The 12282-nt window shown below is 38.1% G+C and carries 9 protein-coding genes; 6 read left to right on the plus strand and 3 right to left on the minus strand.

Going from position 1 to position 12282, the window contains the following annotated elements; all coding sequences use genetic code 11:
• Positions 1 to 9: 9 nt before the first annotated feature.
• The 6 genes from ACZZZK_RS10230 to ACZZZK_RS10255 all read left to right on the plus strand — a co-directional run bounded on the left by ACZZZK_RS10230 (position 10) and on the right by ACZZZK_RS10255 (position 7326).
• On the plus strand, positions 10 to 1350 hold the full coding sequence (locus ACZZZK_RS10230; protein ID WP_463484034.1) for a TolC family protein: 1341 nt from the start codon (positions 10 to 12) through the stop codon (positions 1348 to 1350).
• Between the two features lie 2 nt (positions 1351 to 1352).
• Entirely contained in the window at positions 1353 to 2417 is a 1065-nt protein-coding gene (locus ACZZZK_RS10235) for an efflux RND transporter periplasmic adaptor subunit (protein WP_463484035.1), read from the plus strand.
• A gap of 95 nt (positions 2418 to 2512) precedes the next feature.
• Positions 2513 to 5689, plus strand: a complete 3177-nt coding sequence (locus ACZZZK_RS10240; protein WP_463484036.1) for an efflux RND transporter permease subunit — start codon at positions 2513 to 2515, stop codon at positions 5687 to 5689.
• Between the two features lie 261 nt (positions 5690 to 5950).
• Complete coding sequence (locus ACZZZK_RS10245; RefSeq protein ID WP_463484037.1) at positions 5951 to 6754, plus strand: hypothetical protein; 804 nt, start codon at positions 5951 to 5953, stop codon at positions 6752 to 6754.
• A gap of 39 nt (positions 6755 to 6793) precedes the next feature.
• Complete coding sequence (locus ACZZZK_RS10250; RefSeq protein WP_463484038.1) at positions 6794 to 7036, plus strand: hypothetical protein; 243 nt, start codon at positions 6794 to 6796, stop codon at positions 7034 to 7036.
• Positions 7033 to 7326, plus strand: a complete 294-nt coding sequence (locus tag ACZZZK_RS10255; RefSeq protein ID WP_463484039.1) for a type II toxin-antitoxin system RelE/ParE family toxin — start codon at positions 7033 to 7035, stop codon at positions 7324 to 7326. Before ACZZZK_RS10250 ends, ACZZZK_RS10255 begins: the two co-directional genes overlap by 4 nt.
• 12 nt (positions 7327 to 7338) lie before the next feature.
• Here the strand turns inward: ACZZZK_RS10255 and ACZZZK_RS10260 are convergent, their stop codons facing one another.
• The 3 genes from ACZZZK_RS10260 to lpdA form a co-directional block, all read right to left on the minus strand.
• Entirely contained in the window at positions 7339 to 8541 is a 1203-nt protein-coding gene (locus ACZZZK_RS10260; protein ID WP_463484040.1) for an MFS transporter, read from the minus strand.
• Positions 8542 to 8724: 183 nt separating this feature from the next.
• A complete protein-coding gene (locus tag ACZZZK_RS10265) occupies positions 8725 to 10254 on the minus strand; it encodes a choice-of-anchor I family protein (RefSeq protein WP_463484041.1) in 1530 nt (509 codons plus the stop codon).
• A gap of 505 nt (positions 10255 to 10759) precedes the next feature.
• Positions 10760 to 12166 carry a dihydrolipoyl dehydrogenase gene (gene lpdA, locus ACZZZK_RS10270; protein ID WP_463484042.1) on the minus strand — a complete coding sequence of 469 codons (1407 nt, stop codon included), beginning with the start codon at positions 12164 to 12166 and terminating at the stop codon, positions 10760 to 10762.
• Positions 12167 to 12282: the final 116 nt, after the last annotated feature.

The raw sequence follows: 12282 nt of genomic DNA on the forward strand, positions 1-12282 counted from the left end.
CAATATATTATGCTTAGAGTAAAAATGGTAAAATTAATGCTCATCCTGTTAATAGGCATGGCTTTACCTGAACTGGTAACTGCACAACAGCAGGTTACCTTAAAAGATGCGCTAACCTATGCGCTTCAAAACAATGCCCGTGTTCGCAAATCGAAACTCGACATTGAAGGTGGACGATATAAGGTACAAGAAGTAAGGGCACAGGCTTTACCTCAACTTACTGGTACTGCTGGCTTAACTTACAACCCAATCATTGGACAATTAGTTGCCGATTTCGGTGGTCAGGCACAAGCTATTAAGTTAGGACAAAACTGGAATTCTAATGCTGGCGTACAGCTTTCGCAACAATTGTTTAACCAACAGGTTTTTACAGGTTTGCAGGCGGCACGTTCTAGCGAAGAATATTACAACCTCACCTCACAGTTAACCGAAGAACAAATAATTGAATTGGTTGCCAATAACTATTATCAGGTTTTGGTGAACAGACAACAATTAAATGTACTTGATACTAACATCAAAAATGTTAAAACGGTTGAAAAAGTAATCTCCAACCAGTTTAAAAATGGATTGGCACGAAAAATTGATGTGGATCGGATCAGCGTAAATTTAACCAACTTAAATACTCAAAGAGAGCAAGTGGTTAACGCGATTGTTCAATTGGAAAATCAGCTAAAATTTTCGATGGGGATGCCAGTAAGCACACCTATCCAATTACCGGTAACCGAATTAACTCAGGTTACACAATTGCCGGTTTTTACTGATTCAGTTGATTTGGCAAACAGAACAGAGGTTAAATTGCTCAACACGCAAGATAAACTACTTAGCTTACAGCGTAAAGCTTATCTGGCAGAATATTATCCATCGTTGGCATTAACAGGCAACTACACTTATTCTAGTCAGAGTGATGGTTTTGATTTTTTAAGCTCGAATGCTGCAGCTATTGGCTACGGGGCATCGGCGATAGGTTTAACTTTACGTGTTCCAATTTTTAACGGTTTTTTAACGCGTTCAAAAGTTCGCCAGGCAAATGTTGAAATTTTGAAAGCAAAAGAAGACAGAAAGGAATCAGTAAACTCGCTGAATCTGGCTTACGAAAATGCTAAAATTCAACTTCGCAATAACTTGAATACCATTAACTCGCAACGTAAAAACGTAGAGTTGGCTCAAGAAATTTACAAAAGCACTCAGAATAACTATAACAACGGGTTGGCTTCTTTAACTGATTTATTGGATACAGAAAATTCACTTACATCATCTCAAAACAGTTATACCCAGGCTTTATTAAACTATAAAATAGCCGAAATACAATTAATAAAATCAAACGGAAATATTAAATCGCTAGTACAATAAAAATGAAAAGAATAATTATCATCATTGTTGTAGTTATTGTTGCCCTTGGCGCAATTGCTTATGTTTTAACAAACAACAAGAAAAAGGCAGAAGAAACGACAGCATTTATCGCGAAGGGCAGCGGCGCTGTTGCTGTTAAAACCGCTACAGTTGAGCGTAAAGAAATTAACCTGGATTTTACGGCGAATGGTACTTTTGCAGCTAATCAAGAATTAAACTTCATGGCTGAAAACTCTGGTCGTGTGAGCAAAATTTTTGTAGAAGAAGGTAGTCGTGTAAGCAAAGGAACAGTATTGGCTAGAATTGATGCTGAAATTTTGAACACCGATAGAGAAACTGCAGAAGCTACTTATCAAAACGCACAAAAAGACTTACAACGTTATGAAAGCTCTTTCAAAACAGGTGGTGTAACTCAACAGCAGGTAGATCAGGCACGTTTAACTGCTCAAAATGCTAAAATTCGTTTACAGCAACAACAACGTAAGTTAAATGATGCTAACATTAGATCATCAATTAATGGTATTGTAAACAAAAAAATGATCGAAGTTGGCGCTGTTGTAGCACCAGGAACTCAATTATTTGAATTGGTAGATGTTTCAAAGTTAAAGTTGAAAGTAAACGTTAACGAAAGCCAGGTGGCTAACTTAAAAATCGGCGATGCAGTTCAAATTCAATCTTCTGTTTTTCCACAGGATAAGTTTACCGGTAAAGTAACTTTCATTGCTGCTAAAGCCGATGAAACTTTAAACTTTCCTATCGAAGTTGAAGTAACAAACAATGTTAAAAATAGCTTAAGAGCTGGTATGTATGGTTCAGCGGTTTTTAAATTCCCTAAACAAGCGCCAGCTATTTTAGTACCACGTACAGCTTTCGTTGGTAGCGTAAGCAGTAACGAAGTATATATTTTAGATAAAGCTAAAAATACCGCTCAAACCCGTAAAGTAGTTTCAGGACGTATTTTGGGTGAAAACGTAGAGGTAATAGATGGCTTAAAAGAAGGTGAAACAGTAATTACCAGTGGCCAAATTAACTTAAACGAGGGTACACCAGTTACGGTTATTAAGTAAAACGTCGAAAGTAAAAAGTAAAAAGCTCCAGGCTTAAACGCTTGGCGCTAAACCGGCCAGCTAATCGCTGTACGCCAAACGCAATACCAAGAAAAATGAAAATCACTGACATATCAATAAAAAGACCTTCATTGGTTATTGTGGTATTTACCGCACTAACGCTGATGGGTTTATTGAGTTATTTCTCGTTGGGATACGAACTTTTACCAAAGTTTTCTTCTAACGTAGTATCTATCTCAACTATCTACCCTGGTGCTTCACCTAATGAGGTAGAAAGTACCGTTACCAAAAAAATTGAGGATGCGGTTTCCTCAATGGAAAATATCAAAAAAATCAATGCCAACTCCTATGAGAGTTTATCTGTAGTAATTATTACCCTTACCGATAAAGCAGAGATAGATATTGCCTTAAATGATGCACAAAGAAAGGTAAATGCGATTTTAGCCGATTTACCTGACGATGTAAAACAACCATCATTAAGTAAGTTCTCTTTGGATGACTTTCCGGTAATCACGATGTCTGCATCAGGCAACATGGACGATATTTCGTTCTACGATTTGATGGACAAACGTATTGCACCAATTATTTCGCGTGTACCAGGTGTGGCACAGGTAAACTTAATTGGTGGTTCTGAGCGTGAAATTAAAGTAGCAATGGATGCAAAAAAACTGCAAGGTTACGGCTTATCGGTTCCTGCAATTCAGCAAGCCATTTTATCTTCTAACTTAGATTTCCCTACCGGAAGTGTTAAAACGAGAGCGCAAGACATTTTGGTACGTTTATCTGGTAAATACGCTAGTGTAGAAGACATGCGTAACCTAGTGGTGAGTACCAGTAAAGATGGGGCTCAAATTCGCTTAGGTGATATTGCCGACGTTCAGGATACGCAAAAGGAAACAGAAAAAATTGCCCGTATTAACCGAGCAAACTCTATCGCTGTTCAAATTATTAAACAAAGTGATGCCAACGCAGTAACGGTAAGTGAAGGTACAAAGCAAACCATCGAAAAACTTAAAGCCGATTATAAAAATGTTGGTTTAGATATTAAAATCGTAAACGATAGTTCGGTTTATACGCTAGAATCAGCCGATGCGGTAATCCACGATTTAATGCTTGCTGTTGTGCTGGTAGCAATCGTAATGCTTTTCTTCTTACACAGTTTGCGTAACGCTGTAATCGTAATGATTTCGATACCTGCATCGTTAATTGCAACATTTATTGGTATTGCTTTATTCGGTTACACCTTAAATTTAATGTCATTACTGGGTCTATCACTCGTGGTAGGTATCCTGGTCGATGATGCGATTGTGGTTTTGGAGAACATTCAGCGCCACATGGAGATGGGTAAAAACAGGGTTAGAGCAGCTTCTGATGCAACCCGAGAAATTGGTTTTACCGTAGTTTCCATCACGTTTGTAATCGTAGTAGTGTTCTTCCCAATTGCGGTGAGTACCGGTATGGTGGCCAACATTTTACGTCAGTTTTGTGTGGTGGTAATCATTTCAACATTGCTTTCGTTGGTAGCATCATTTACTATTGTACCATTAATTTTCTCTCGTTTTGGTAAATTAGAACGTATTGAAGGAAAAAATATCTTCGGAAAATTCATCCTTTGGTTTGAAAAACAATTGCGCAAGTTTACCCAGTGGATTACAAACCTTTTAATATGGACCTTAGGTCATAAGGCACTTACATTAATCATTATGTTTGTAATGTTTATCTCATCATGTGGTTTATTAGCAGGTGGATATATTGGTTTTGAGTTTTTCCCTAAATCAGATAAAGGCGAGTTCTTATTGCAAATAGAAATGCCTAAGGATGTTTCTTTGGAACAAACCAACTTCTACACGCAAAAAGCTGAGGATTATTTAAGCAAACAGAAAGATGTAATTCAAACCATTGCTACGGTTGGTCAATCGAGTGAAGGTATGGGCGCAAGTCAATCTACGGCTTATAAATCGGAGATCAACGTAAAATTAAAGGAGAAAGAAGAGAGAGGAAATGTTTCTTCGGATATCATTTCCACTACCTACACCCGTGAGTTAGAGAAAGTACTGGTAGGAGCCAAAATTAAAACCGTTCCGATTGGTATTTTGGGAACTGCCGATGACGCACCAATCCAATTTGTAGTAATGGGTTCTGAGTTGGATAGCGTTTTAGCTTTTGCACAAAAGGCACAAAATGTTCTTGCAAAAATCCCAGGAGCTACACAAACTAAATTATCAGTAGAAAAAGGAACACCAGAGATTAACGTAAAGGTAGATCGCGATAAAATGTCGGCCTTGGGCCTTACACTGCAAACAGTAGGTGCAACGATGCAAACTGCTTTTGCTGGTAATACTGATGGAAAGTTCCGTCAGGGAGAATATGAGTACGATATCAACATTCAATATCAGGATTTCGACAGAAAAGATATTGATGATGTTCGTAATCTGATTTTCACTAACCAGGCCGGGCAACAAATCAAGCTTTCGCAGTTTGCTGAAATTAAAGAAGGTTCTGGACCAAGTTTACTAGAGCGTTTAAATAAATCGACTTCAGTAACGGTAAAAGCCCAAACTGTTGGCGTACCAACGGGTACAGTGGTAACCAATTTCCAAACCGAGCTGGATAAATTGAAAAAACCAGCCGGAATCAGCTTCTATTGGGCGGGTGACCAAGAAAATCAAAGTGAAGGATTTGGTACTTTAGGTATCGCCTTACTTGCAGCGATTGTATTGGTTTATCTAATCATGGTGGCCTTATACGATAGTTTTGTTTATCCGCTGGTAGTAATGTTCTCATTACCGCTTGCCCTAATTGGTGCCTTGCTTGCCCTGGCTTTAACCAATAATGCATTGGGTATCTTCACTATTTTAGGTTTCATTATGCTGATGGGTTTGGTGGCAAAGAATGCGATTATCCTCGTCGATTTTACCAACCAAATGAAAGCACAAGGAAAGTCTACTCACGAGGCTCTAATTTTAGCTAACCATGCCCGTTTACGCCCGATTTTGATGACAACCATTGCCATGGTAATTGGTATGTTGCCTATCGCGTTAGCCAGTGGTGCTGGTGCCGATTGGAAAAACGGTTTGGCTTGGGTTATTATCGGTGGTTTAACGAGTTCGCTCTTCTTAACATTAGTCGTTGTACCGGTGATGTATCAAATTTTCGACAATATGTTGCACAAATTTGGTTATGATAAAAAGGGTCAAACTATTGATGATTTAATGGTTGAGCCTTACGATCACAAAGATGTAAATGAATATGATTTAGATCACGGTCATTAAAATATTAATTCATCCACATTAACAATCAATCAGGTCGCCTCCCAAAGGCGACCTTTTTTGGTTAATAATTTTTAGAAAAGGTGCTTCAGTTTTTCATCGGATTGTGCAGTCGGGCTGTTCGTTAAATCTTTTAGTAAAAGGCAGTTCAATTTTTAAGTTTGTACCACTAAAAGTATATCACTTCCATCCCGTTTAGGTACAAAAGCAGTACAAAAACCAACTTTCCAAACAAAATATTAAGCAACATTGTATATTAGTGATATGTTTAAAGTTGCTTCAACTCTCATTTTAATCATCGCTTCACTGTTAGCAAATGCTCAACATCCCCCTGTTTTTCCAGCGATGACAACAGATTCATCATTTATTAAAATTGCCGATCTGAATATCAATTTAGTTCAATACTCATACAAACCCAATGGCATAAAGTTTCTGGTGGTTCATGATAATGAAGATACCGGTGTAAAGGCTGGTTTTGATTACATCCGCTGGAGTGGTGGAGAATTAATTGATAGCCAATATGGTGGCGTACGTGATTATGTTTTTACTCACATGGACGATCAATATCGAATAGATCCAAATGCAATTTATACACAGCGAGGTGTAAGCAGCAGACTTAAAAAAGATTATTTTAGCTCTAACGAGGTAGAAAAATTGATTCTGGATGCAGGTAAACAAATTGTTGATTTTTACGATCCAAAATCAACTGGCTACATTTTAACATTACACAATAATGCTGATGGAGGTTTTGGTATCTCTTCTTATTTGCCTGGTTATGATTTATCCAGCACCGCTGATTCTGTATTTATAAATTTTGAAATGGATGGCGATGATTTACTTTATGTAACTGAACCAAGATTATTTACAAGCTTGAAAAAAGCCAATGTGAATGTGATATTGCAATCGAAATTTGTTGAAAATGATGGATCACTTTCTGTATATGCCATGCAAAATAGCATTCCTTATATTAATGTAGAAGTGCAACATGGCCATCAGTATGAAAACTTAAGGCTGATAGAATTGGCGATCGCTACGTTGAGGGAATTTAATCTCGTTAAGAAAGAGTAGAGCCTATCAATTGCAGTTAATTTTCATTAAATTTGATTTATGGGCATACTTGTTAGCGTAAAAAATCAGCAAGAGGAAAAAATTTTGATTGCTTTTTTAGAAAGTTTAAATTATAAATATCAATCGGGAGTTGGAGATAAAGCTGATGATGTGGAAAGTGAATTTGCTAATCAATATAATGAGGAGTTAAATCAAGCCGACAAACAAATTGCTAAAGGTGAATTCATTTTACATGAAGATGTGGAAGCATATTTTGCAAAAAGGCGTAATTCAAACACATGAGAATAAAGTGGAATAAACTTGCAATTATTCAACTTTTAAATATTATTCAATACCTGGAAGACAACAATCTTTTAGATTATGCAATCAAGATAGAAAACCAAATTTTATCAAAAATAAGATCTTTACCAGTCCACTTCGATGTTTACCAAACTGATCGTTTAAAACGAAATAATGATGGAAGTTTCTATGCATTTGAAATTGATAGCTATAGAATATCATTTAGAAAACTAGATCAGGAAATTAGAATACTAAGGATTAGACATTCGGCAAGAAGACCGTTTACCAGATAAGTATTCTATAATCTACTCAATAGCTTTTATCTTCGTTACCAAAAAACTTACCAATAACCCAAATATCCCAATTACAGCATACGAGTACTGAAGGCTTGACAATGCTGAAATATAACCAATGAGCGGCGGTCCCATCAAAAAGCCTAAGTAACTCACACTAGAAACCATCGCGATAGCCATACCCGCCGACATTTTTCCATTTTTCCCTGCAACGCTGTAAACTGTAGGAACGATACTCGATACACCTATACCCACCAACATAAAACCGATAGTTGCTGGAATAATATAAGGCAGAAAAACAGAAAGAAACATTCCGGAAGATATAATTAACCCACTGATTTGAATGGTCTTTTTTCTTCCTAGGCTGGCAATAATTCGATCACCCACAAACCTTCCGGTGGCCATCATGACCATAAAAGAAGCGTAGCCTAAAATTACTAAAGAAGATGGTGCTTTAACGATTTCCTTGAAATAAACCCCACTCCAATCGAACATGGCGCCTTCTGTGGCCATGCTACAAAAACCAATAATCCCCAACTGTAAAAGAACGCCCTCGGGCTTTACAAAAAGCTTTCCTTTCCGTTCAGTTCTCGTTCCTTTGCCAGGAACCAAGTGTTTATAATTGAAAAATACGTTTATGAAAATTAAAGCGACAATAATCCAAAAGTGATGATAAGGAACAATATGGAGATTAACCATTAATAAACCAACCAATGCACCCGTGAAACCTGCAATACTCCAGGCGCCGTGAAAAGATGTCATAATAGGGCGACCAAATAATTTTTCTGCTTCTGAACCCTGCGTATTTACCGCAATGTTGCACATATTTCCTATTACACCAAAAAGAAAGAGAAACGCGGCTAAGTGCCAGGAAGCGGTAGCCAACCCCAAATTACTTAAGGCCAGAACATATAAGGGAGCCGTAATGGTCAAAATAACTTTACTGCCGTATTTAGTTACCAACCCACCTGAAATTGGCATAGTAACCAATTGCCCCAATGGAAGCGCCAACAAAATACTGCCAAGTTCGCCATCTGATAAATTTAAGCTGTGTTTAATATCAGGAATTCTGCTCGCCCAGGAGGCAAATGCAATACCTTGCCCAAAATAAAATAATGAAACCGCTAACCGAATCCGGTTTGGAGAACTTTGGATTTGAACGGTTTTAACTTCTGCCTGATTTAAAACTTCCTGATGCGTACTATTCTCTTCCAAAACTTGATTTTTAATATCCGGGGATTTGGCTGCAAAGTTCCTCAAATCAAATGGGAATTGAAAGATGTATTTATCATTTTAACTTAATAAAACCAAGTGGTATAATTATTTTAATTCGAGCCTACGGTTAAAAATAAAAAAACCGCCAAGAAGGCGGTTTTTAATTATAGGTAGAAATGATATTTATATTCTATTCGGTTGGAAAAATTTTACTACACCATCGCCCTCGCTGGCAACAATAAGTAAACTTCTTCCATTCGGACTGTCTTTTGGTTTTACGAATAATAAACCTTCCGGGGCATCTCCTGTACCAAACAACTGAACAAATTTAGGGGCAGACGGTGTGCTCACATCATAAACTGCAATCATATCTACCCGTTCCATACCGATAAAAGCCAGGGTTTTGCCGTTTACTTCTGCCACTGTAACACCTTCAACTTCAACTCCTTTATTATCCGATCGGGTATCATCGTATTTGCCAGCATCGATAACCTGCTGTTCCAGATCTTTACCTACGTTTGCAATTAGTGCACCTGTATTTGCGTTGATAATGCTCATACTTCTTCCGCCAGTAGCATAAAGTTCATCGTAATCTCCATCCCCGTCTGTATCGCCAAAGGCTTTTGTTACCGTTAATCTACCCAAGTTAGCATCTAATTGCAAAGTTGCCGCCGAAGGAAATTTTGTTGGATCTAGCTTTAAACTTTTCACTCTTGCTTCTTCATCGTAACCTTTCCATGCTCTCGTATCACCTTCATTCGCTAATGCTAAATAAGATGTACCGCCAGTGCTGAAATAAGAAATGGCATCTGGTAAGTAGAAAGCTTTAATTGGCCAGTTTTCCAGCTGAATCTTCTTTCCGCTTTTTTCGTCGTCGCTGACATCCCAGGCATTTTCGGCCAAGCTTATATCTCTTGTTCCTAGCGGAGTAATTTTAGTAATCGTTCCGGCAATGATATCAACTTCGGCAACACCATTATTTTCCTGCAAGGTTACATAAGCTTTCTTCGAATCGGAACTTACTGCAATATATTCCGGTTCAATGTCTTGAGCAAAACTTGCTTTCGGACCATATATTCTAAAACCGCCCGCCACCAAAGTTGCTCTTTGCGATTCGAAAGCCGAGAAATCTAAAGTTTTAACTGAATAATTATCTTTGATATTAATCACTGAAACCGTCCCTATTGGATCTACAGTATATTCGTCATTTGGTTCACCTTCGTTTGCAGAAAGAATATAGTTTCCATCAGGGCTAAAAGTTACCATATCGGGCATAGCGCCAACTGTCACTTTTTTAACTTCTGACAAATCTGATGTTTTCAATATTACTATATCTCCATTGCCTTGTTTATTTGCACCATCTAAGGCAATAGCCAATGAACCATTGCTCACTGCAACACTGTTAATCCCTGCGTTACTGGCATATAAGAGTGTTTTTATTTTGGTCACTGTAGGATAACTGGCTAAATCTAACACTTCAACTTTAGCACCACCATCGTTGCTCACCACAAAAAGCTTCTTAGTTGAAGGATCGTAAGCGGTGATTTCTGCTGCAGTTTCGCCACCCAAATCTACTGAGGCTGTTTCTTTAAAACTTGCAATATCTTCTGCCACAATCGGCTCTTCTGTATCTATCGGTTCTGTTGTTTTTTTACAGGCGCTTAAAGCAATCGTTGCAACCAATAAGGCAACGAAAAGTTTTTTACAATTCATGGTTTATTTAATATCTGAACCGCAAAAATAAATTTGAACAACGCTGTTTTTCAGTTGGTATTTGTTATCATTTTGTTAAGGAATTGGGATAAAAGGGAGTAAGGAGCAAAGATTAAAGAACAAAGAGTAAAATTACAAGTAGGGAGTCTGGAGTTTAGTGTTTAGTGTTTGGAGTTTAGAGCATAGCGTTTAGCGCAAAGAACCAATAAACTAGCGCAAATATTTTGGATGATATGCGATGGGTTTTGCATGAGGGATAGCAGTGGAAATCCTTTTTGTTGTGATCCTGAGCGTAGTCGAAGGTCAACAAAAAGATTGGAACGAATAGCCCGACCCTTGCGCAGCTTGGGGCATGCCCAAAATTTTAAAAAATCTTTGAGAGATCTTCCTGTTGCAATAAAAATGATGTTAATTAAAAAACCAGTTTCACAAAAAAAGCCGATAATCTCTTATCGGCTTTGTAATTTTATATGTGGTTTGTGAGGACACAAACCAAGGTTTTATATTAAATATGTATCGCTCTGTTATCAGTAGCAGCCAAAGCCGCTTCTTTTAACGCTTCCGTGTAAGTTGGGTGAGCGTGGCAAGTACGGGCAATATCTTCAGCAGAAGCACGGAATTCCATCGCAATAACGGCCTCAGCAATCATATCCGCAGCACGTGGACCAATCATATGCACACCTAAAACTTCATCTGTTGCGGCATCAGCCAAAACCTTGATAAAACCATCGGTATCCATACTCGCTTTTGCACGTCCGCTAGCTTTAAACGGGAATGAGCCTGCTTTATATTTTGTACCTTTTTCTTTCAATTGCTCTTCTGTTAAACCAACAGATGCAACTTCTGGCCAGGTATAAACCACGCCTGGAATGAGGTTATAATTGATGTGTGGTTTTTGTCCGGCAATAGTTTCCGCCACATAAGTCCCTTCATCTTCGGCTTTGTGGGCCAACATTGCGCCAGTAATTACATCGCCAATGGCATAAACACCCGGAACAGAAGTTTCCAAATGCTCGTTTACCGGAACTTTCTTACCTCTTTCTTCAATAGTGATTCCAATTTTATCTAAACCTAAACCTTCAGTATAAGCCGTACGGCCAACCGCTACAATACAATAATCGGCATCTAAAGAAATAGTTTCGCCTTTTGGATTTTCAGCAGTTACAGTAACCGTTTTCCCCTTTGTGGTTGCGCCGGTAACTTTGTGGCCCATGTAAAATTCCATGCCTAAGTTTTTCTTCAATACACGTTGAAGTTCTTTACCCAAACTTGCATCCATAGTTGCAATAATAGATGGCAAAAATTCAACCACAGAAACTTTTGTGCCTAAACGGGCATAAACCGAACCTAATTCTAAACCAATAACTCCACCCCCGATTACCACCATCGATTTTGGAACTTCTTTGATATTTAAAGCCTCGGTTGAGGTAATGATACGTTTCTTATCAATTGGCAAAAATGGTAATGTAGTAGGTTTAGAACCAGTTGCAATGATTACGTTTTTGGCTGTTAACGTTTCAGTAGAACCATCTGCCTTAGTGATTAAAACAGTATTTTTATCTACAAAAGAACCCACACCTTCGTACGAATCGATTTTGTTTTTCTTGAATAAATAAGTGATCCCGGCAGTATTCTGTGCAACAACATCGTCTTTACGAGCGATCATTTGAGGCATATTTACTTTCAGGTTTTTTAAATCGATACCATGAGTGGTAAAAGTATGAGCAGCGTTGTGGTAATGCTCTGAAGAATCTAATAAAGCTTTCGATGGAATACAGCCAACGTTAAGGCAAGTACCTCCAAAAGTTTTGTATTTTTCTATAACGGCAGTTTTTAACCCTAACTGAGCACAACGGATTGCGCCAACATAACCGCCCGGCCCTGAACCGATAACAACGACATCGTATTGCATAATTTCTTGAGAATTTTGATTAGTCAAAGGTAGGGAAAAAAGGCGGAAAGCTGAAAGTCAAAAGCGCTAAGCTGCAATGGAAAAAGCACAATTTTACAATGAAAAAGGATTGATAT

The organism is Pedobacter sp. AC163, assembly GCF_979258665.1.